Source organism: Monashia sp. HAY1-11D (assembly GCF_056868035.1).
Map to the genome: position 1 here is coordinate 1,947,218 of NZ_CP200320.1, position 19,466 is coordinate 1,966,683.

Genomic DNA, 19,466 nt, shown 5'->3' on the forward strand with positions numbered 1-19,466 from the left:
GGACGGGCGGGTGCTCCCCAGGAGGGGAGGGGAGCACCCGCACCCCGTTCGCCGCGGTGCGGGCGGATCCCCGCGAGCGGTCCACGAACCGTGCCGGATCGGGCAGGATCGGTGGCATGCGGATCGACCTCAACGCCGACGTCGGGGAGTCGTTCGGCGCGTGGACCCTCGGCGACGACCCCGCCGTGCTCGACGTCGTCACGAGCGCCAACGTCGCCTGCGGGTTCCATGCCGGCGACCCGCTGACGCTCCGCACGACGTGCCGCCAGGCCGTGCAGCGTGGCGTCGTGGTCGGCGCGCAGGTCGGGTACCGCGACCTCGCCGGGTTCGGGCGCCGGTTCCTCGACGTCGCGCCCGAGGACCTCGCCGCCGACGTGCTGTACCAGCTCGGTGCGCTCGAGGCGATGGCCCGCGTCGCCGGCACGCGTGTCGCCTACGTCAAGCCCCACGGGGCGCTCTACAACGCCGTCGTGCACCACGAGGCCCAGGCGGCGGCCGTCGTCGAGGCGGTCGCGGCGTACGACCCCACCCTGCCGCTGCTCGGCCTGCCCGGCAGCGTCCTGCTCGACCTCGCCGCCGAGGCGGGGCTGCCCGTCGTCACCGAGGCCTTCGCCGACCGCGCGTACACCCCCGACGGCCGGCTGCTCCAGCGGACCGAGCCGGGCGCCGTCCTGCACGACCCGGAGGCGGTCGCCGAACGGGTGCTGAGGCTCGTGCTCGAAGGGGTCGTCACCGCGGTCGACGGGCGCGACATCGAGGTCGCGGCCTCGTCGGTGTGCTTCCACGGCGACACCCACGGGGCCGTCGTCATGGCGCGCCGCGTCCGGGCCGCGCTCGAGGCGGCCGGCGTCGAGATCCGCCCCTTCGCGGGCTGACGCGTGCGGGCCCGGCTGCTGCCGATGGGCGAGGACGCCGTCCTCGTCGAGGTGAGCAGGACCGCCGAGGCGGTCGCCCTGCGCGACCGGGCCCGCATCCTCGTCCAGGGTGGCAAGGGGCCGTGGCACGGCGTGCGGGAGGTCGTCGCGGCCGCGCGGACGGTGCTCGTCCGGGCCCATGCCCCGCGTCTGGACGCGGTACGGCGGGCCTGCCTCGACCTCGCGGGGTCGCTCGACGTCGACGCGGACGAGCGCCGGGACGGGTCGGACGCGGCGGGCGCGTCGGACGCGGCGGGCGCGTCGGACGCGGGCGGCGTGGTCGACCTCCCGGTCGTCTACGACGGCCCGGACCTCGACGAGGTGGCCGAGCTGACGGGCCTGACCCGCGAGGAGGTCGTGCGCGCGCACACCGGCACCCCGTGGCGGGTCGGCTTCGGCGGCTTCGCGCCCGGCTTCGCCTACCTCGTCGGCGGCGACCCGCGCCTGCGGGTGCCGCGGCGGTCCGAGCCGCGACCTCGCGTACCGGCCGGGTCCGTCGGTCTGGCCGGTGAGTTCAGCGGCGTCTACCCGCAGGACTCCCCCGGCGGCTGGCAGCTGGTCGGCAGGACCGACGCCGTGCTCTGGGACCCCGACCGTGACCCGCCCGCGCTCCTGCGCCCGGGCACGACCGTCCGGTTCCTCGACGCGTCGGACGCCCCGCCCGCCGCCCCCTCCCACCCAGCCGACTCCACGTCAGGCGCCTCCCCCTCAGCCACCTCACCCCGAGCAGGCGCGGTCGCGGAGGACCGTGGGCGCGCCCTCGAGGTGCGCGCCACGGGGCCGCTCGTGCTCGTCGAGGACCTGGGCCGTCCCGGCTTCGGGGACGTCGGCGTCGGCCGGTCCGGCGCGGCCGACCGCAGCGCCTACCTGCTCGGCGTCCGTCTCGTCGGTCACGCGGTCGACGACCCGGACCCCACGTCGAGGGCGTCTCCGGGTGCGCCGGCCTCGCCGGGTGAGCCGGCCTCGCTCGAGGTGCTGCTCGGGGGACTGGCGGTGCGCGCCCGCGGCGACCTCCTCGTCGCGCTGACCGGCGCGCCGGCGGCTGCGACGGTCGACGGACGGACGGTCGGGTTCGCCGCGCCGGTGCGGCTCGCCGACGGACAGGTGCTCGAGGTCGCGACGCCGTCGGCCGGGCTGCGCACGTACCTCGCCGTGCGCGGCGGCCTGGACGTCGCCCCCGTCCTCGGTTCGCGCTCGAGCGACACGCTCTCCGGGCTCGGTCCCGCGCCGGTGGCCCCGGGCGACGTCCTGCCGGTCGGCCCGGCGCCGGCCCTGTTCCCCGTCGTCGACGAGGCGCCGCAGGGTCTCGCGCCCACCGGTGTCGAGGCGCTCCTCGAGGTGACGCCGGGCCCCCGCGTCGACTGGTGCGAGCTCGGCGACCTGCCGGAGGTGACCTTCACCGTGTCCTCGCGCAGCAACCGCGTCGGGCTGCGCCTCGAGGGGCACCCGGTCCGGCGGGTCGACGCCCTCGCCGAGGCCGAGCTGCCGAGCGAGCCCATGGTGGCGGGTGCGGTCCAGGTGCCGCCCGGTGGTCAGCCCGTGGTCTTCCTCTGCGACCACCCGGTCACCGGCGGCTACCCTGTCGTCGCGGTCGTGACGCGTCGTGACCTGGACCGGGCGGCCCAGCTCCGTCCGGGCGACCGTGTCCGGCTGCGCTGGGCCCGGCGCTGACGGTGCTCACGGCGGCAGGCGGCAGGCGGCGTGCGGCAAGGGCTTCCGCGTCCCGCATTCCCACGCGGCCGGTGGGAATGGGCCGGATTCTGGACCGGCCCTGACGTCGAATAATCGGTGGTTATACATTCGATTACATGACCGTCACCGACACGTCGACCGGGCCCGCCGCCCGTCCGGCTGCCCGCCCGCCCCGCGGCGACCGTTCCAACGGCCAGTGGAAGGTCGACGGCCCGGCACCGCTCAACGCCAACGAGGTGTGGAAGCAGGAGGAGGGCGGCCTCGCGGTCCGCGAGCGCATCGAGACGATCTACGCCCGTGAGGGCTTCGACTCGATCCCGCCGCAGGACCTCACCGGCCGGTTCCGCTGGTGGGGCCTGTACACCCAGCGCAAGCCGGGGATCGACGGCGGCCGCACGGCCCAGCTGAGCGACGACGAGCTGTCGGACCGCTACTTCATGCTCCGGGTCCGCACCGACGGCCAGGCCCTGGACCCCGCGGCCCTCCGGGTCCTCGGCGGCATCTCCGAGGACTTCGCGCGAGGCAGCGCTGACATCACCGACCGGCAGAACATCCAGTACCACTGGATCGACGTCGAGAGCATGCCCGAGATCTGGCGGCGCCTCGAGACGGTCGGGCTCGAGACGACGACCGCCTGCGGCGACACCCCCCGTGGCTTCCTCGGCAGCCCGGTGGCCGGCATCGCCGCCGACGAGATCATCGACCCGACGCCGGTCATCCTCGAGATCAAGCGCCGCTACATCGGTGACCCCGAGCTCGCCAACCTGCCCCGCAAGTTCAAGACCGCCATCACCGGGCACCCCAGCCTCGACGTGGTCCACGAGATCAACGACGTGTCGCTCGTCGGCGTCGTGCACCCCGAGCTCGGGCCCGGCTACGACCTCTGGGTCGGTGGCGCCCTCTCGACGACGCCGCGCCTCGCCGAGCGCCTCGGCGTCTTCGTCCGCGAGGAGCAGGCGGCCGACGTCTGGTACGGCGTCGTCTCGATCTTCCGCGACTACGGGTTCCGGCGCCTGCGCAACAAGGCGCGCCTGAAGTTCCTTCTCGCCGAGTGGGGTCCGGCGAAGTTCCGCGAGGTCCTCGAGACCGAGTACCTCGGGTACGCGCTGCCCGACGGACCGGCGCCCGCGCCCGCCACAGGGGCCGGCGACCACGTCGGCGTCCACGCGCAGAAGGACGGCCGCTTCTACGTCGGCGCCGCCCCCGTCGTCGGACGCGTCGGCGGCCACACGCTCACCGGCCTCGCCGACCTCGTCGAGTCGGTCGGCGCCGGTCGCGTCCGCCTCACGGCCCACCAGAAGCTCGTCGTCCTCGACGTGCCCGAGGACGGCGTCGAGACCCTCGTGGCCGGCCTCGAGGGCCTCGGCCTCAGCGCCCGGCCGAGCCCCTTCCGCCGCACGACGATGGCCTGCACCGGCATCGAGTTCTGCAAGCTGGCGATCGTCGACACCAAGGACACCGCGGCGGCCGCGATCACCGCCCTCGAGACGCGCCTGGCCGACCTCGTCGCCGACGGCTCGCTCGACACGCCGATCCTGCTCAACGTCAACGGCTGCCCGAACTCGTGCGCCCGCATCCAGACGGCCGACATCGGGCTCAAGGGCCAGATCATCACCGTCGACGGCCCGGACGGCCCGGTGCAGGTGCCGGGCTTCCAGGTGCACCTCGGCGGCGGCCTGGCCTCAGCCGACCGCGACGAGCCGGGCCTCGGGCGCACCGTGCGCGGTCTCAAGGTCCCGTCCACCGAGCTGCCCGACTACGTCGAGCGGGTCGTGCGCACCTACGTGGCCCAGCGTGCCGCCGGCGAGACCTTCGCCGCGTGGGCGCACCGCGCCGAGGAAGGAGCCCTCCAGTGACCGCCGTCCCCCTCGCCACCCCGAAGGTGCCGCGCCGGCGTCGTTCCGAGGCCGAGCTCAAGGCGATCGTCGACGACTTCAACGCGACGCTCGGTGCCGACCCGGAGCGCGAGCCGACCGCCGACGAGGTCGCGGCCTGGGCCGCCTTCCACTTCGAGGGATCCCTCGCGGTGGCCTGCTCGATGGCCGATGCCGTTCTGCCGCATGTCATCTCGCGGTTCGCGCCCGGCGTCGACGTGCTGTTCCTCGACACCGGCTACCACTTCTCCGACACCCTCGTCACGCGTGACATCGTCGCCGAGGACCTGCCGATCACGCTCGTCAACGTCACGCCCGAGCTCACCGTCGCCGAGCAGGACGAGAAGTACGGCGCCCGCCTCTACGAGCGCGACCCGGCCCTGTGCTGCCAGATGCGCAAGGTCGAGCCGCTCGCCCGCACGCTGCCGACCTACGAGGCGTGGGTGACCGGCGTCCGCCGCGACGAGGCACCGACACGCACGAACACGCCGCTCGTCACGTGGGACGACAAGAACGGGCTCGTCAAGATCAACCCGCTCGCCGCCTGGACCTTCGACGAGCTGCAGACCTACGCGGTCGACAACCAGGTCGAGGTCAACTCGCTCCTGTCAGACGGCTACCTGTCCATCGGCTGCGAACCGTGCACCCGCCGGGTCGAGCCCGGCGAGGACCCCCGCGCCGGCCGCTGGGCCGGCTTCACCAAGACCGAGTGCGGACTCCACACATGACGACGACCCTCGACACCCAGACCGATGCCGTGACGCCCGCCTCGCCGGACGCGTCGGAGCGCCGCCTCGGCCACCTCGACGCGCTCGAGGCCGAGTCGATCCTCGTCATTCGCGAGATGGCCGCCGAGCTCGAGCGTCCGGCGCTGCTCTTCTCCGGCGGCAAGGACTCCGTCGTCATGCTGCACCTCGCGGCCAAGGCCTTCTGGCCGGCGCCGATCCCGTTCCCGGTGCTGCACGTCGACACCGGACACAACTTCCCCGAGGTGCTCGCCTACCGTGACGAGACGGTGGCGCGGCTCGGCCTGCGGCTCGTCGTCGCCAGCGTCCAGGACTACATCGACGACGGCCGCCTGCGCGAGCGGGCAGACGGCACCCGCAACCCGCTCCAGACCCTCCCGCTGCTCGACGCCATCAACGAGCACCGCTTCGACGGCGTCTTCGGCGGCGGCCGGCGCGACGAGGAGAAGGCCCGCGCCAAGGAGCGGATCGTCTCCCTCCGTGACGAGTTCGGCCAGTGGGACCCGAAGAACCAGCGCCCCGAGCTGTGGAACCTCTTCAACCCGCGGCACCGCCCCGGCGAGCACGTGCGCGTCTTCCCGATCAGCAACTGGACCGAGGTCGACATCTGGCGCTACATCGAGCGCGAGGACATCCCGCTCGCGCCGCTCTACTACGCGCACGAGCGCGAGGTGTTCCACCGCGACGGCATGTGGCTCGCCGTCGGTCCGTACAGCCAGCCGCGCGAGGACGAGACCGTCGAGACGCGCCTCGTGCGGTACCGGACCGTCGGTGACATGTCGTGCACCGGTGCCGTCGAGTCGCCGGCCGCAACGAACGCGGAGATCGTCGTCGAGGTGGCCGCCTCGACCCTGACCGAGCGCGGTGCCACGCGCGCCGACGACCGGATCTCCGAGGCCGCCATGGAGGACCGCAAGAAGGAGGGCTACTTCTGATGGCCACCGCCACCGCCCCCACGACCGCAGGGACCCTGCTCCGCCTCGCGACCGCGGGCTCCGTCGACGACGGCAAGTCGACGCTCGTCGGCCGCCTCCTGCACGACACGAAGTCGGTGCTGTCCGACCAGCTGGCCGCCGTCGAGCGGGTGTCGCGTGACCGCGGCCTCACCGCCGCCGACCTCGCCCTCCTCACCGACGGCCTGCGCGCCGAGCGCGAGCAGGGCATCACCATCGACGTCGCCTACCGCTACTTCGCGACGGCGAGCCGCTCCTTCGTCCTCGCCGACTGCCCCGGGCACGTGCAGTACACGCGCAACACCGTGACCGGCAGCTCGACCGCCGACGTCGTCGTCCTCCTCGTCGACGCCCGCAAGGGCGTCCTCGAGCAGACGCGTCGGCACCTCGCCGTCACGGCGCTGCTGCGCGTCCCGCACGTCGTCGTTGCGGTCAACAAGATCGACCTCGTCGACTTCTCCCAGGAGGTCTACGAGCGGGTCGACGCGCAGGTGCGCGCCGTCGCCCGCGAGCTCGGCGTCGAGGAGGTGACGACGATCCCGGTGAGCGCGCTCGACGGCGACAACGTCGTCGACCGCTCGGCCCGCACCGACTGGTACGGCGGCCCCAGCCTTCTCGAGCTGCTCGAGGCGCTCCCGCCGTCCGACGACCCCGCCCACGAGTCGTTCCGCCTGCCGGTGCAGCTCGTCATCCGCCCGCAGGGCGCGGCCCTCGACGCCGCGCACCGCGACTACCGCGGCTACGCCGGTCAGGTGGCCTCGGGCGTCGTCCGCGTGGGCGACGAGGTCGTCGCGCTGCCGTCCGGCCGCCGCACGACCGTCGTCGGCATCGACCTCGGTGACCGCTCCCTCGAGGAGGCCTTCGCGCCGCAGTCGGTGACCCTGCGCCTCGCCGACGAGATCGACATCTCCCGAGGTGACGTCATCGCCGCCGCAGCGGACGCCCCCGAGCCGACGCAGGACATCGAGGCTGTCGTCTGCTGGCTCGGCGACGCGCCGCTGCGCCCCGGTCAGCGGCTGCTCCTCAAGCACGGCTCGCGGACGGTCCAGACCGCGGTGCGTGGCATCGACGGTGCCCTCGACCTCGACGACCTGCACGCCGTGCCGGCAGAGTCCTTGTCGCTCAACGACATCGGCCTGGTCACGCTACGCGTGTCGCAGCCGCTGCCGGTAGAGCCGTACGCCGTGTCACGTCGCAGCGGAGCCTTCCTGCTCATCGACGCGCACGACGGCCGGACGCTCGCCGCGGGCATGGTCGGCGCGACCCTGCCCACCGCGCCGGAGGCGCCGTCGTCGCCCGAGGGCGACGAGGACTGGGACATCTGAGGCCCGGGCCGTGGCGTCGGTGAAGTCCGCGTTGCCGGTCGTCCTCGACCTCACCGGCCGGCTCGTCGTGGCCGTCGGCGGTGGTCCGGTCGCGGCCCGACGCGTCCGCGCCTTCCTCGACGAGGGCGCGGTCGTGCGCGTCGTCGCCCCGTGGGTCTGCGAGGACCTGCGGGACCTCGTTCGCGCTCGCGCCGTGTCCGCCGCCGGTGCCGCGGCGTCGGGCCGCGTCGAGTGGGTCGAGCGTGACTACGCCGGACCGGCCGACCTCGACGGCGCCTGGCTCGTCCACACCGCGACGGGCGAGCCGTCCGTCGACCGCGAGGTCGCCGCCGACGCCGAGGCCCTGCGCCTGTGGTGCGTCGATGCCACCGACGCCGCGGGCACGACGGCCAGCGTCGCGGCCCGTACCGACGTCACCACTCCCGACGGTCGGGTCACGGTGTCGGCCTACGCGGCCGGTGACCCGGGCTTGGCCGTGACCGTCCGCGACGGCGTCGAGCAGGCGCTCGCCACCGGGCGCCTCGACCTTCGCCGCACCCGCACGCACGGACGCCTCGGCTGGGTCGCGCTGGTCGGCGGTGGCCCCGGCGTCGACGGGCTCCTCACGGCCCGCGGGTACGAGCTGCTCGCGTCGGCCGACGTCGTCGTGCTCGACCGTCTCGCGCCGCGTGGTGTCGTCGACCGGCTGCCCGCGTCGGTGCGCGTCATCGACGTCGGCAAGACGCCCGGCCACCACCCGGTGCCGCAGTCGCGGATCAACGACGTGCTCGTCGAGGAGGCGCAGCGCGGCCTCGGCGTCGTGCGGCTCAAGGGCGGCGACCCGTACGTGCTGGGCCGCGGCGGTGAGGAGCGCGCCGCGTGCGAGGCCGCCGGCATCCCCGTCGAGGTGGTCCCGGGCGTCACGTCGGCGGTGTCCGTCCCCGCGGCCGCCGGGATCCCGGTGACCCACCGGGGTGTCGCCCGCGGCTTCACCGTCGTCACCGGCCACGACGACGTCCCCGTCCTGCCGACCGGTGGCGACCACACGCTCGTGCTCCTCATGGGCGTGACCAACTTGGCTCGTACCATGGATCTCCTTGCGGCCCACGGCCGTTCGCCCGAGTGCCCCGTGGCCGTCGTCGAGCGCGGGTTCGCGCCCGACCAGCGCGTCACCGTCGGCACGGTCGCGACGATCGCCGCGCGGGCCGCCGAGGTCGGCGTCGAGGCGCCCGCAGTCGTCGTCGTCGGGGACGTCGTGCGACTCGCACCCGCGTGGGCCGGCGAGCCCGCCTGACGCGTCAGGCACACCTTCCCCGGACCGTACCGGGACCGATGACGGAGCTTCGCGCGCCGGCACCCACCTGCTGAGCACGGACCGGCCGCGTCGGACCGGCGAAGGTCCGTCATCGCTCCCGCTCGGGACCCTCCGGTCAGGCCAGCCAGACGCCGTCGCGCATCAGGGTGCGACCGGGGATCTCGTTCGCCTCGCGCCAGGCCTGGACGCGCTCCGGGCGCAGGAGGTACACCGCGTAGTCCGGTCGCTCGGTGCGCGGGTCCCAGTCGGTGCGGACGATGTACCGCTGCCACTGCTCCTCGGGGACGTCGTCGGTCGACACCTCGCGGGCCGACGCGTCGACCATGACGACGTCGCGGAACTCCCCGATTCCCAGGCGGGCCCGGCCGGTCTCGCGCAGGTTGCGCCCGCACGGGGAGCCGACCGGCGTCACGACCATGATCTCGGTGCCGTCCCAGTCGAAGGACAGCGGCACGAGCCCCGGCACGCCACCACCGGCGTCGGCCGTGGCGACCCAGAGGTCGACGTCCTGCTCGAGCCGGCGACGGGTGTCGGCGACGCGCGTGGCCCGGTCCCGGGCGGGCGCCGCCGACTCCGGCGCGCTCAGCGTCGCTCCTGGATCCGGACGAGGTTGCCCGCCGGGTCGCGGAAGGCCGAGTCGCGAACGCCGTAGGGCTGGTCGGTCGGCTCCTGCACGACCTCGGCACCGGTCGCCTCGATCTTCGCGAACGCCTCGTCGAGGTCGGGCGTGGCGAGCAGGAGCGAGCCGTAGGTGCCCTTGGCCATCATGTCGCCGATGGTGCGCCGCTCGTCGTCGGTGAGGCCGGGCGTCGCCTCGGGCGGGTAGAGCACGACCGACGTGCCGGGCTGGCCGGGCGGGCCGACGGTGATCCACCGCATGCCGGCGTGACCGACGTCCATGCGCACCTCGAAGCCGAGCGCGTCGCGGTAGAAGGCGATGGCGGCGTCGGGGTCGTCCTGTGGGAGGAAGCTCGAGTGAATGCTGAGGTCCATGGCGCCCACGCTAGGCCCGCGGCGACGCGGATGCTTCTCGATTCCTGACCGGTCGCGTCACCTGCTTGGCGACGCACGGGACGAGGCCGTCAGTGGCGCCTGCCTGCTCCTGCCGGTAGACGCTCGGTGGGACCCCGACGAGCTCGGTGAACCGGGTGCTGAACGTGCCGAGCGAGGAGCAGCCGACCTCGAAGCACACCTCGGTCACGCTGAGGTCGCCGCGGCGCAGCAGCGCCATGGCCCGCTCGATGCGGCGCGTCATGAGGTACTGGTACGGCGACTCGCCGTAGGCCAGCTTGAACTGGCGGCTCAGGTGGCCGGCCGACACGTTGACCCCGCGGGCCAGCGCCTCGACGTCGAGCGGCTGCGCGTACTCGCGGTCGATGCGGTCCCGTACGCGTCGCAGCAGCGCGAGGTCGCGTCGCCGCTGCTCGTCGTCCGTCCGTGCTCCCGAACCCCTGGTCACGGACCGATCCTCGCATCTCGGCGCCGACGCGTCGGGGCTGTACCGCCCCGGAGCAGTCCGCCTGGTCCTAGAGTGCGAACCGCCGGTGCCGAAGCTGGCTCGTCCGACAGGGGAACCACATGAGCTCGTCCGCACCGCGCCCTGCCCACCACCGCGCCGGCGGGACGCAACGGCGCATCCGGTGGCGCCGCGCCGCGATGGTGGCCGCCGTCCTCGCCCTGGTGGTGCCCGCCCCGGTCGCCGATGCCGCGGACACCGCCGACCTCATCTCCAGCGTCAAGCTGTACGTCGTTCTCGACGCGCAGGCGACGGGGGCGGTCGTCCCGCAGCCCGACACCCCGGCGGGCACGTCGTACACCTACGTGTGGTCGGACGAGACGGGCGAGCTGGCCCGAACCACCACCACCGCGAACGTCGCCCAGACGCCCATCGGACGGGCCAAGTTCGGGCGCACGATCGGTCTCAGCATCACGGCCACCGCCCCGGGCGGGGCCACCGAGACCGAGAACAGCGCGCCCGTGGTCGCCACCCGATGGCTGGTCGGTGGCTTGCAGTACGACGCCACCGACCGCCGGTTCGTCTGGTACTCGCCGCAGCTGCCCGCCACCTTCGACGCGGAGCTCGGCACGGTCTCGGTCTCGTACCAGTGGTCGCGGTCGGGCACTCCGATCCCCGCCGACCCCGGCGTCGACCCCTGGGTGCACGCCCGGGTCGCGGCAGATGAAGGTCAGACGCTCGGCGTCGCGGTGGTTTCGCACCAGGCAGCCACCGGGGCCGGCAGCACGTGGGCGGCTGCACCGACGCCACCGGTGGGCGTGGTGAAGGCGGCCTACGCCGCCACGGGCTCCGGCGCCTCCGGCCAGACGCTCGCCGTCGAGGTGCGACCGACCTCCTGGTACCCGGGCGACCCGACCGTCGTCCCCGAGCTGACGTGCGACCACCAGTGGTACCGCGACGGCGCGGCCCTCTACGGCGAGACGGGGCAGTACCACTACGTCCACACGATGGAGCGCGGAACGACGCTGCAGGTGCGGACGCGTTGCTCGAGCCCGGGCTACCTGTCGCAGACGTTCTGGTCGTCGAAGCTCACCGTCCCGGGCGTTCCTGCGCTCGTGTCCCTGCTCGGCAACGACGCGCTGCGAGACCTGGGGGAGTTCTGGCCGGGGATGCCCGACCTCTGGCTGAACCGGGGCCGGCCCGGCTCCTTCTCCTTCGGCGAACCCCTGAGCACGTCGTACCTGCCGACCCGGTCGATGAGCATGATCTCGCTCGCCGGGGACCTCGACGACGACGGGCGCGACGACCTCCTGGCCCGCGACTCGAAGGGAGCTCTCTGGCTCTACCCGTTCGTGCGCAACCGGGTCCGGATCGGCGCGAGCGGCTGGAACGCGATGAACCTGCTCGTCGCCGGCGGCGACTTCACCGGCGACCGCTCGGCCGACCTCTTCGCGCGGCGTTCCACCGGCGAGCTCGTGTTCTACGCCGGCCGCGGTAGGCAGGGCCTGGCCGCGGGCAAGGTCGTTGCCACGAGTGCCTTCCGCTCTGCGCGGCTCATCGTGACGCTCGGTGACGCGAACGGCGACGGGCTCGCCGACCTCCACGTCGTCCGGCCCGACGGCACCCTGTGGTTCTACGCCGGCAAGGGCAACGGTGGCCTGGCCGCGCCGGTGCGGGTCGGCACCGGTTGGGGACCGATGCGCACGCTGCTCACCGGGCGTGACCTCGACCGCGACGGCAGTGCCGACCTGCTCGCACTCGACACCGCGGGACGGCTCTGGCTCTACCCGGGCAACGGCCGCGGCGGGTTCACGAGCCGCAGCCTGACCAACGCCGGCCACCCGCTCACCACGTCGATCAGCTGACGGCGGCGAGGATCCGGTCGATCCGGGCGAGGGTCACGGGGTCCTCGGGGATCTCGAGGAACCACGCTGCGAGGCGGTCGCGCTCGGGCCCTTCACCGGCCCCGACCCACCGCGAGCACGCCAGCTGTCCGATGTGCGCCTGCTCGGCCACGAGCATCGAGAAGTGGCCCCGACGCGTGACCCTGCCGGGGCCACCGGCCGCGCGGTAGGCGTCGTGCAGCAGGCGGGCCCGGGTCGGGTCGTCGGCGCCGAACTCGAACAGCACCATGGCCAGCTCCTGGCTCGGGTCGGCCGGGCCGAGGTTCTCGAAGTCGATGACGCAGACGTCGCCGTCGGTCGTCGCGAGCACGTTGTCGGCCCAGAGGTCCCGGTGGCAGACCCGTGGCGCCTCGTGCGGCTCGATGACCCGCTCGACGGCGACGAGGTCGTCGAGGAGCGCGTGCAGCTCACCGGCGAACGGGGCGCCCGCGTCGGCGACGCGTCGGGCGAGGTCGCGCCAGCTCTGCTCACCGGCTCCGGTGGCGAACCAGTTGTCCACCGGGTCCTCGGTGCGCCGTGCCGCCCGATGCAGGAGCGCGACGGTCCGCCCGACCGCGCCCGGGTCGAGCGAGCGCGTCCTCGGACGCAGGCCGACCCACTCGAAGACACGCACCACGGTGCCCGCCACCTCGGCGGCCACCCGACCGTCCGTGGTGCGCAGCACCTCGGGTGTGCGGACGCCGAGTGCCCTTGCGGCGTCGACGAACTCGGCGTCCCGACCGACGTCGTTGAGCCTGGGCGCGGCGTACCACTCCTTGACGGCGAACGAGCGCGCCCCGGCGTCGAGCCGCCAGACGCGGCCGAGCCGTCCCCGGGCCACCGGGCCGTTCAGGGTGACGGGCTCGCCAGCACGCGCGAGCCCGAACGCTGCCGCGATGGCGTCACCCTCGGAGCCCTCGATCATGGCGATCCCCCTGTGCCGCAGGCTGGTCGGACGGTCAGGGGACGAGTCGCCAGACCGCGACCGACACCGTGGCCACCGCCAGCCCGAGCGAGGACCAGCCGAGCGGCGTGCGCCCACCACGGCCTCGACCGAGCAGCAGCAGGACAGCAGCGAGCACGGACAGGACGGCGGCCACGACGGTCTCCTCCGGGCCGTCGTCGATGGTGCGGATGAGGATCGTGTCGGTCATGCCGTGCCGGGTGAACTGCCCGAGCACCCGGAGCATGACGAACACCCACCAGCCGACCGCGATCCAGAACAGGGCCACGCCGAGCTGCCCGAGGAGCGGGTCGGCGGTCGGGCCTGCCGTGCGGGCTGCAGGACGCGCCGGGTCCGCCGGCCAGGCCGGGCGGCCGGCGTACGGGTTGGGCGGCGCGGGTGGGGCCGCCGGTCCGGCGGGCACCGGCACGGTGAACTGCTCGTCCCACACGGCCGTGGTGCGGTCGGGCCGGTCGCCGGCGTCGCTCATGCGCTCAACGTACCTCCGGCGGCTCACTCGGTGGCGGCGCGACGCTGCTCCTCGTCGAAGGCCAGGTGGAGACCCGCCTCCTTGGCCGAGGCGCCCGCCGCGACGGCCGACCGGGTCAGCCCGATGTTGCGCGAGGTCGCGGCCATCGCGGCGGCCACCCGCCCGCGGCCGTAGGTCATCGAGTGGGTGGCCGCCACGCCGATGCTCGAGCCGACCTCGATGGCGTCCTGGTCCGCGCCCATGTAGAGGAACTGCCACGAGTACTCGGACGTCTGCCGCTCGATGAGGGCCTTGACCTGGGCGTGGGTCAGCTCGCGCGAGGAGTTCTCGTGCCCGTCGGTCATGATCCCGACGATGACGACGCCGGGACGCTGGTCGTCCGGGAGCGCCGCGAGCCGCTCGCCGGCCTCGCCCAGCAGCCGCCCGATGGAGTCGAGCAGCGCCGTCGAGCCGCGCGGCTGGAGCCGCAGCGACGGCACGTCGGCCACCGGCACGTCGCGGTAGACCTCCTCGTACCGGTCGTCGAACTGCGCCAGGGTGACCCGGCACTCGCCCGGCTGGGCGCGCTGCTCGGCGATGAACGCGTCGAATCCGCCCTCGGTGTCGTCCTTGATCGACTGCATCGACCCGCTGCGGTCGAGCAGGAAGTAGAGGTGCGTGAGGGTCGGGTTCGTCATGGCGGGCTCCTCGGCTCGATGTCGGGTGGTCGGGTGGTCCCCTCAGTCGGTGCTGCGGCGGGCGCGGAACCGCAGGGGGCCGGCGGACGCGTCGGGGGCGGGACGATGGCGTCCCTCCTCGAGGTCGTAGCGGGCGCGCTCGACGCCGGCGGCGGTGACGCGTCCGGCCGCGGACCCGTACGCGCCGAGCAGGTGCGTGCGGGCCAGGCGGGGGCCCACGGCGTTCTCGGACAGGCCGGCGAGTGCGCCGGCCGTCCGGATGGTGCCGCCCTCGGCGACGAGCACCGCGGCCATCGCCTCGTCGACGGCGGCGGTCAGGTGCTCCTGCGCGGCCCGCAGCAGGGGCAGGGCCTCGAGCGGTCGGGACGCGTCGGTGCGGTCGAGCGCCTCGCGCGCGGCCTCGATGGTCGTGCGCAGGGCCTGCTCCGTCTCCATCGGCAGGGGTGGGCGCCGGTCGTCGCTCATCCACCCACGGTAGGCGCAGTTACTGCGGCACCGCAAGAGGTGGGGCTAGTCGTCCGGCCCCATGTGGTCGAGGGCCGCGACGTAGCGCCGCGCCATCCACCGTTGACCCGCCCGCGCCACGGGGCCGCCCAGTCTCGCCGCGGAGGAGCCGGGCCGGGAGACCGCGGAGACGGTGAACCGGAGGCTGCCATCGGCGTGCCGTTCGAGGACGAACCGCTCCTCGCCCCTCTCGGGGTGCCCGGGCAGCGTGCCGTACGCGAAACCGCGCTTCCCGGGTTCGTCGAAGACCTCGACGACCCGGCAGGGGATCCGGATGCCGAGCCAACCCGCTCCCAGGCGCAGCTCGACGACGGAGTCGAGCTGCGCGAACGGCTCCGACGCCCGCACGCGCAGGCCGGCCCGGTCGTGAACCCGCCATCCCATGAGGTCCGTGACCGCGGCGTCGAAGTCCCGACGCCGCAGGCACCGCGAGACCTCGAGGGCGTGGTAGCCCGGTGGAGGCCGGTCGGCGACGACCACGTCTCGCGGGTAGGTGAGGTCGGCAGCCCGCAGGGCGGCTGCGCGCTCCTCGGACAGCGACCGGACGGCCATGCCCCATCCTCCCCCGCGGGTTGCGGTCAGCCGCGGTGCAGCCCGGGCTGGACGACGCGGCGGGTCGACGCCGGATGCGTCTCGAGCCCGGCTGAGGGGCGGTGCGGTCGGGGCTGGAGGTCACCGCCGCAGTTCGGACACGTCCCACCCAGGCAGGCGTCGACGCACCGCGCGCACCAGGTGCACTCGTAGGTGCAGATCATCGCCTCGGTCGACTCGGGTGGCAGGTCGACGTCGCAGCACTCGCAGTTCGGTCGCAGCTCCAGCATGTCGGCAGTCTCGCAGCGAGGACCGGCGCCGCTGGCGTCGGGCCACCGGGCGCCAGGGCGACCGGGCCGCCGGGCGACCGGGCCTCAGGGCGACCGGGCCGCCGGGCCGCCGGGCCGCCGGGCGACCGGGCCGCCGGGCGACCGGGCCTCAGGGCGACCGGGCCGCCGGGCCACCGGGCCACCGGGGCGGCGGTGGTCCCTCCCTCGCTACGTCACTGCTCACCCTGAGTGAGCAGTGACGTAGCGAAGGGGCCTCGAACCCCCCCGGTCAGTGGACGCTGACGGTCTGGCGCTCGACCTCGATGAGCGCGACGACGCGGCGCAGGCGCCGATCGTACGGCTGGCCCGTGTAGGCGACGGCGAGGCGGTCGATGATCGTCCACGCCTCGTCACCCTCGAGCCACTCGACGACCCGGCCCCGGATGGCGACCGGGGTGAATGCGTCGTCCGCCGGTGCCACGGACAGCGCGACCCGGGCGTCGCGGCGCAGGTTGCGGGCCTTGCGCGAGTCCGGCCCGGTGAAGACGACGACCGCGTCGCCCTGCGCGCCGACGAAGACCGGTTCCGGGTCGCGCCCGGTGATGTAGCCGTCCTCACCGACAGGGGCGTGGAGCTCGTCGACCTGCTCATGGTCATGGTGGGCTGGGGGGACCGGTGGCTCGCCGGGACAGCGGGCCCCCCGGTCCTCTACCGGCACCACGCGTGCGGCGAGGTCAGCAGCGTCGACCTGCGCTGCGCGCACTGCGGGGAGGCGATGCACGCCCGCGACGTCGACGTGCTCCCCGGACCCGGAAGCGCAGCCTGACGCGCCGACGCCGAGACGGTCCGGGCGGCGTGGAAGGCTTTGCGCCTCCCACGCGTTGGACGGCACGTGAAGAAGATCGGCTTTCTGTCCTTCGGCCACTGGAGCCCGACGCCGCACTCGCAGACGCGGTCGGCGTCCGACGCGCTGCTCCAGTCGATCGACCTCGCGGTGGCCGCCGAGGAGCTCGGCGCCGACGGCGCCTACTTCCGGGTCCACCACTTCGCCCGCCAGCTCGCCTCGCCGTTCCCGCTCCTCGCGGCGGTCGGTGCCCGCACGAGCCGCATCGAGATCGGCACGGGCGTCATCGACATGCGCTACGAGAACCCGCTCTACATGGCCGAGGACGCCGGCGCGGCCGACCTCATCGCCGGCGGCCGGCTCCAGCTCGGCATCAGCCGCGGCTCACCCGAGCAGGTGGTCGACGGGTTCCGCTACTTCGGCCACGAGCCCGAGGGCGGCGACCACGCCGCGATGGCGCGCCGGCACACCGAGATCTTCCTCGACGTCCTGTCCGGCAAGGGTTTCGCCGAGCCGAACCCGCGTCCGATGTTCCCCAACCCGCCGGGCCTGCTGCGCGTCGAGCCACACTCCGAGGGGCTGCGCGAGCGCATCTGGTGGGGTGCCGGCAGCCGGGCCACGGCCGAGTGGACCGCCCAGCAGGGCATGAACCTCATGAGCTCGACGCTGCTCACCGAGGACACCGGGGTGCCGTTCCACCAGCTGCAGGCCGAGCAGATCCAGCGCTTCCGCGACGCGTGGAAGGCGGCCGGTCACGAGCGCGAGCCGCGGGTCTCGGTGAGCCGCAGCGTGTTCCCCATCGTCAGCGACCTGGACCGTGCCTACTTCGGCCGCGAGTCGGCCAGCCGCGACCAGGTCGGGGTCATCGACGGCGGCACGGCACGGTTCGGCAAGACGTACGCCGGCGAGCCGGAGCAGCTCGTCCGCGACCTCGCCGAGGACGAGGCGATCGCGGCAGCCGACACGTTGCTGCTGACCGTGCCGAACCAGCTCGGCGTCGACTACAACGCACACGTCATCGAAAGCGTGCTGACGCACGTGGCGCCCGGACTCGGTTGGCGCTGAGGTAGATCCGCGTCGAGCTCCTCGTCAGGGCTCCCAGACAGCGGCGTCGTGGGCGAAGACGACGCGCCGCGGGTCGAGCTCGAGGATGCGCGCCATCCACGGGCTCGGCTCCGGCAGAGGGGGTTCGTGCCCGAGCGTGGCGGCCTGCGCGGCGAGCGCGTCGGCCGACCAGGCCGAGGCCGTGTCGTGGGCCTGACCGGCGAGGACCACGGTGCCGTCGTCGCAGCGCAGGAGGACCGACTGGTGCCCGTCGACGTGCCCCGGCGTCGGCACGACGTGCACGCCGGGAGCGATCTCGGCCTCGCCGTCGAGCAGCTCGTAGCGGGCGCCCTCGAAGTCGACGAGGGCATCGACGGTGTAGTCGCCGGCGCGGGCCGTCTCGAGCTCGCGTCGCTGACAGTGGATCGGTCGGCCCGCGAACATCGGGTTGCCGCCGACGTGGTCGAAGTGCAGGTGGCAGTTGACGACGATGGCGACGTCGTCGACCCGGACGCCGACCGTGGCGAGCGCGTCGGCCACGTGCACGCGGCGCGGCCGGTACCACGCGTCGGTCTCGGCGTCCGCCGCGCCGAGCCCGGTGTCGAGGAGCAGCAGCCCCGCCGGCGTCCGGGCGAGGTAGCCGTACACGGCCTCGACCCGCGGGCTGCCCGTTCCCGTCTCCTCCGGTGGACGCACGAAGGTGCCGAGCCCGACCCGCACGACGTCGTCCACGCGCATGGCCCCCACCCTAGGAGGAGATGTCCTCGAGCGCCGCTCGTCAGGAGCGGCGCAGCAGCTCCTCGAGGGCCCGCCGGTACGCCGCCTCGGCCAACCGCGCGACGACCGGCCCGAACACGTCCGGCACACCCCGAACGCGGATCCGCTGCCGCCAGCCGACGACGCTGCCCGTGGCGCTCGGGGTGACGCGCAGCGTGATCCGTCCGGTGACGACGTTGCCCTCCTTGCGGATGCGCGCGATGCCGGGGTCGTGCGCAGTGGGCGGCGCGTAGCTCTCGATGACCATGGGGTCGTCGAACCCGATCGGACCGAGCCCGGTGCGGGCCACGAAGCGCGCACCCGCCCTCAGCCGGGTCGGCTCCAGCACCTCGCCGGAGACGGTCGTCAGGGGGATGACGGCACCGTGCGTCCGCAGGTCGAGGACGCGTCGCCAGGCCTCGGGGGCGGGCAGTGGCGAGTCGATGGTCACCTCGAACCGGGCCATGCCGCCAGTGTGGCCCACGACGGAGCGGACCGCCCGAGGTTGCGCCGCAGGCAGGATGTGACCCGGCAGGCCCCCGCGGGTACTGAAGGCCTGTCGTGATCCGATGGGAGGACGTGCTGTGGGGTTGGAGTGCGTCGTCCTGCTCGACGAGCGAGGTGAACCGGTCGGGTCGGCGCCGAAACGCGACGTGCACCACGCCGACACCCCGCTGCACCTCGGGTTCTCCTGCTACGTCCTCGACGCGGACGACCGCCTCCTCGTCACGCGCCGGGCCACGTCGAAGCAGACCTTCCCCGGGGTGTGGACCAACTCGTTCTGCGGCCACCCACTGCCCGCTGAGCCGCTCGCCGCGGCGGTGCGACGGCGGGCGTCCCACGAGCTGGGCCTCGAGGCCGGTCCCGTGACGGTCGTCCTGCCCGACTTCCGGTACCGCGCGGAGACGGGCGGCGTCGTCGAGCTCGAGCTGTGCCCGGTGACGACGGTCCGGGTCGAGGCCGACGTGCCCCTCGTTCCCCTGGCCGGCGAGGTCGAGGAGTGGGAGTGGGTGCCGTGGCGGGAGTTCGCGGACGAGGTCGTCGCGGGCCGACGCACGGTGTCGCCGTGGTGCGTCGAGCAGGTCGCACGACTCGCCGACCTCGGCAAGCCGGCGTCGTGGCGCGGTGACGCCCGCCGGCTTCCGCCGGCGTTGCGGCCCCCGCACGTCCCGGCCCGGACCAGCGGCGTGACGGCTCCGGACGCGTCGACCTCGAGCGGCCGGCAACCCTCGACAGCCCCCTTGCCCGGGGCCCTCCCGTGACCGAGGGTG

General features: G+C 74.1%; 22 protein-coding genes. 10 read left to right on the forward strand and 12 right to left on the reverse strand.

Features of this window, described 5'->3' with window-relative positions; translation table 11 throughout:
- The first annotated feature begins 116 nt into the window (after positions 1-116).
- The 7 genes from AC1VM9_RS09025 to cobA all read left to right on the forward strand — a co-directional run bounded on the left by AC1VM9_RS09025 (position 117) and on the right by cobA (position 8,777).
- The gene (locus tag AC1VM9_RS09025; RefSeq protein ID WP_481343285.1) at positions 117-875 is read left to right on the forward strand and encodes a LamB/YcsF family protein; all 759 of its coding nucleotides are present in this window, start codon (positions 117-119) and stop codon (positions 873-875) included.
- A gap of 3 nt (positions 876-878) precedes the next feature.
- Entirely contained in the window at positions 879-2,585 is a 1,707-nt protein-coding gene (locus AC1VM9_RS09030; protein WP_483122372.1) for a 5-oxoprolinase subunit B/C family protein, read from the forward strand.
- A gap of 137 nt (positions 2,586-2,722) precedes the next feature.
- Positions 2,723-4,462, forward strand: coding sequence for a nitrite/sulfite reductase (locus tag AC1VM9_RS09035; protein ID WP_483122373.1), 1,740 nt, complete (start codon positions 2,723-2,725; stop codon positions 4,460-4,462).
- On the forward strand, positions 4,459-5,208 hold the full coding sequence (locus AC1VM9_RS09040; RefSeq protein ID WP_481345552.1) for a phosphoadenylyl-sulfate reductase: 750 nt from the start codon (positions 4,459-4,461) through the stop codon (positions 5,206-5,208). Before AC1VM9_RS09035 ends, AC1VM9_RS09040 begins: the two co-directional genes overlap by 4 nt.
- Entirely contained in the window at positions 5,205-6,161 is a 957-nt protein-coding gene (gene cysD / locus AC1VM9_RS09045; protein WP_483122374.1) for a sulfate adenylyltransferase subunit CysD, read from the forward strand. The genes AC1VM9_RS09040 and cysD overlap by 4 nt, the downstream gene beginning before the upstream one ends.
- Positions 6,161-7,504, forward strand: a complete 1,344-nt coding sequence (locus AC1VM9_RS09050; protein ID WP_481345550.1) for a sulfate adenylyltransferase subunit 1 — start codon at positions 6,161-6,163, stop codon at positions 7,502-7,504. Before cysD ends, AC1VM9_RS09050 begins: the two co-directional genes overlap by 1 nt.
- A gap of 19 nt (positions 7,505-7,523) precedes the next feature.
- The gene (cobA, locus tag AC1VM9_RS09055; RefSeq protein WP_483123984.1) at positions 7,524-8,777 is read left to right on the forward strand and encodes a uroporphyrinogen-III C-methyltransferase; all 1,254 of its coding nucleotides are present in this window, start codon (positions 7,524-7,526) and stop codon (positions 8,775-8,777) included.
- A 136-nt stretch (positions 8,778-8,913) separates the two neighbouring features.
- On the opposite strand, the gene AC1VM9_RS09060 is transcribed toward cobA, so the two are convergent.
- Genes AC1VM9_RS09060 through AC1VM9_RS09070 form a run of 3 tightly spaced genes read right to left on the reverse strand, consistent with a single transcriptional unit; the run spans position 8,914 to position 10,257 of the window.
- Positions 8,914-9,384: a pyridoxamine 5'-phosphate oxidase family protein gene (locus AC1VM9_RS09060; RefSeq protein WP_483123986.1), complete on the reverse strand. Its 471-nt coding sequence runs from the start codon at positions 9,382-9,384 to the stop codon at positions 8,914-8,916.
- Positions 9,381-9,791, reverse strand: coding sequence for a VOC family protein (locus AC1VM9_RS09065; RefSeq protein WP_481341465.1), 411 nt, complete (start codon positions 9,789-9,791; stop codon positions 9,381-9,383). The genes AC1VM9_RS09060 and AC1VM9_RS09065 overlap by 4 nt, the downstream gene beginning before the upstream one ends.
- A 10-nt stretch (positions 9,792-9,801) precedes the next feature.
- The gene (locus AC1VM9_RS09070; RefSeq protein WP_481345549.1) at positions 9,802-10,257 is read right to left on the reverse strand and encodes a helix-turn-helix transcriptional regulator; all 456 of its coding nucleotides are present in this window, start codon (positions 10,255-10,257) and stop codon (positions 9,802-9,804) included.
- A 119-nt stretch (positions 10,258-10,376) separates the two neighbouring features.
- On the opposite strand from AC1VM9_RS09070, the gene AC1VM9_RS09075 reads away from it, so the two are divergent.
- Positions 10,377-12,119: an FG-GAP repeat domain-containing protein gene (locus tag AC1VM9_RS09075; protein WP_483122375.1), complete on the forward strand. Its 1,743-nt coding sequence runs from the start codon at positions 10,377-10,379 to the stop codon at positions 12,117-12,119.
- On the opposite strand, the gene AC1VM9_RS09080 is transcribed toward AC1VM9_RS09075, so the two are convergent.
- The 7 genes from AC1VM9_RS09080 to AC1VM9_RS09110 all read right to left on the reverse strand — a co-directional run bounded on the left by AC1VM9_RS09080 (position 12,112) and on the right by AC1VM9_RS09110 (position 16,314).
- On the reverse strand, positions 12,112-13,062 hold the full coding sequence (locus AC1VM9_RS09080) for a phosphotransferase enzyme family protein (protein ID WP_481341468.1): 951 nt from the start codon (positions 13,060-13,062) through the stop codon (positions 12,112-12,114). The genes AC1VM9_RS09075 and AC1VM9_RS09080 overlap by 8 nt on opposite strands.
- 34 nt (positions 13,063-13,096) lie before the next feature.
- Complete coding sequence (locus AC1VM9_RS09085) at positions 13,097-13,570, reverse strand: hypothetical protein (RefSeq protein WP_483122376.1); 474 nt, start codon at positions 13,568-13,570, stop codon at positions 13,097-13,099.
- 23 nt (positions 13,571-13,593) lie between these two features.
- Positions 13,594-14,247: a VWA domain-containing protein gene (locus AC1VM9_RS09090; RefSeq protein ID WP_481345544.1), complete on the reverse strand. Its 654-nt coding sequence runs from the start codon at positions 14,245-14,247 to the stop codon at positions 13,594-13,596.
- Between the two features lie 42 nt (positions 14,248-14,289).
- Positions 14,290-14,712 carry a hypothetical protein gene (locus AC1VM9_RS09095; protein WP_483122377.1) on the reverse strand — a complete coding sequence of 141 codons (423 nt, stop codon included), beginning with the start codon at positions 14,710-14,712 and terminating at the stop codon, positions 14,290-14,292.
- Between the two features lie 45 nt (positions 14,713-14,757).
- Positions 14,758-15,303 (reverse strand): DUF1990 family protein, encoded by a 546-nt coding sequence (locus AC1VM9_RS09100; protein ID WP_483122378.1) that lies wholly within the window; start codon positions 15,301-15,303, stop codon positions 14,758-14,760.
- 26 nt (positions 15,304-15,329) lie between these two features.
- Complete coding sequence (locus AC1VM9_RS09105) at positions 15,330-15,572, reverse strand: DUF1272 domain-containing protein (RefSeq protein ID WP_481341473.1); 243 nt, start codon at positions 15,570-15,572, stop codon at positions 15,330-15,332.
- Between the two features lie 268 nt (positions 15,573-15,840).
- Positions 15,841-16,314: a pyridoxamine 5'-phosphate oxidase family protein gene (locus AC1VM9_RS09110; RefSeq protein WP_483122379.1), complete on the reverse strand. Its 474-nt coding sequence runs from the start codon at positions 16,312-16,314 to the stop codon at positions 15,841-15,843.
- A 129-nt stretch (positions 16,315-16,443) separates the two neighbouring features.
- On the opposite strand from AC1VM9_RS09110, the gene AC1VM9_RS09115 reads away from it, so the two are divergent.
- A complete protein-coding gene (locus AC1VM9_RS09115; protein WP_481345540.1) occupies positions 16,444-17,460 on the forward strand; it encodes an LLM class flavin-dependent oxidoreductase in 1,017 nt (338 codons plus the stop codon).
- Between the two features lie 24 nt (positions 17,461-17,484).
- On the opposite strand, the gene AC1VM9_RS09120 is transcribed toward AC1VM9_RS09115, so the two are convergent.
- Together AC1VM9_RS09120 and AC1VM9_RS09125 are read right to left on the reverse strand one after the other, a co-directional pair.
- Positions 17,485-18,177 (reverse strand): MBL fold metallo-hydrolase, encoded by a 693-nt coding sequence (locus tag AC1VM9_RS09120; protein ID WP_481341479.1) that lies wholly within the window; start codon positions 18,175-18,177, stop codon positions 17,485-17,487.
- Positions 18,178-18,217: 40 nt separating this feature from the next.
- Positions 18,218-18,661 (reverse strand): SRPBCC family protein, encoded by a 444-nt coding sequence (locus tag AC1VM9_RS09125; RefSeq protein ID WP_483122380.1) that lies wholly within the window; start codon positions 18,659-18,661, stop codon positions 18,218-18,220.
- A gap of 103 nt (positions 18,662-18,764) precedes the next feature.
- Between AC1VM9_RS09125 and idi the strand changes: the two genes are divergently transcribed.
- Complete coding sequence (gene idi / locus AC1VM9_RS09130; protein ID WP_483122381.1) at positions 18,765-19,457, forward strand: isopentenyl-diphosphate Delta-isomerase; 693 nt, start codon at positions 18,765-18,767, stop codon at positions 19,455-19,457.
- Positions 19,458-19,466 lie beyond the last annotated feature (9 nt).

What these genes read in the sequence shown, in the direction of transcription:
- AC1VM9_RS09025 (WP_481343285.1), top strand. Translation starts at nt 117, where the DNA reads ATGCGGATCGACCTCAACGCCGACGTCGGGGAGTCGTTCGGCGCGTGG.
- AC1VM9_RS09035 (WP_483122373.1), top strand. Translation starts at nt 2,723, where the DNA reads ATGACCGTCACCGACACGTCGACCGGGCCCGCCGCCCGTCCGGCTGCC.
- cysD (WP_483122374.1), top strand. Translation starts at nt 5,205, where the DNA reads ATGACGACGACCCTCGACACCCAGACCGATGCCGTGACGCCCGCCTCG.
- AC1VM9_RS09050 (WP_481345550.1), top strand. Translation starts at nt 6,161, where the DNA reads ATGGCCACCGCCACCGCCCCCACGACCGCAGGGACCCTGCTCCGCCTC.
- AC1VM9_RS09065 (WP_481341465.1), bottom strand. Translation starts at nt 9,791, where the DNA reads ATGGACCTCAGCATTCACTCGAGCTTCCTCCCACAGGACGACCCCGAC.
- AC1VM9_RS09075 (WP_483122375.1), top strand. Translation starts at nt 10,377, where the DNA reads ATGAGCTCGTCCGCACCGCGCCCTGCCCACCACCGCGCCGGCGGGACG.
- AC1VM9_RS09080 (WP_481341468.1), bottom strand. Translation starts at nt 13,062, where the DNA reads ATGATCGAGGGCTCCGAGGGTGACGCCATCGCGGCAGCGTTCGGGCTC.
- AC1VM9_RS09085 (WP_483122376.1), bottom strand. Translation starts at nt 13,570, where the DNA reads ATGAGCGACGCCGGCGACCGGCCCGACCGCACCACGGCCGTGTGGGAC.
- AC1VM9_RS09090 (WP_481345544.1), bottom strand. Translation starts at nt 14,247, where the DNA reads ATGACGAACCCGACCCTCACGCACCTCTACTTCCTGCTCGACCGCAGC.
- AC1VM9_RS09095 (WP_483122377.1), bottom strand. Translation starts at nt 14,712, where the DNA reads ATGAGCGACGACCGGCGCCCACCCCTGCCGATGGAGACGGAGCAGGCC.
- AC1VM9_RS09100 (WP_483122378.1), bottom strand. Translation starts at nt 15,303, where the DNA reads ATGGCCGTCCGGTCGCTGTCCGAGGAGCGCGCAGCCGCCCTGCGGGCT.
- AC1VM9_RS09105 (WP_481341473.1), bottom strand. Translation starts at nt 15,572, where the DNA reads ATGCTGGAGCTGCGACCGAACTGCGAGTGCTGCGACGTCGACCTGCCA.
- AC1VM9_RS09120 (WP_481341479.1), bottom strand. Translation starts at nt 18,177, where the DNA reads ATGCGCGTGGACGACGTCGTGCGGGTCGGGCTCGGCACCTTCGTGCGT.
- AC1VM9_RS09125 (WP_483122380.1), bottom strand. Translation starts at nt 18,661, where the DNA reads ATGGCCCGGTTCGAGGTGACCATCGACTCGCCACTGCCCGCCCCCGAG.
- idi (WP_483122381.1), top strand. Translation starts at nt 18,765, where the DNA reads ATGGGAGGACGTGCTGTGGGGTTGGAGTGCGTCGTCCTGCTCGACGAG.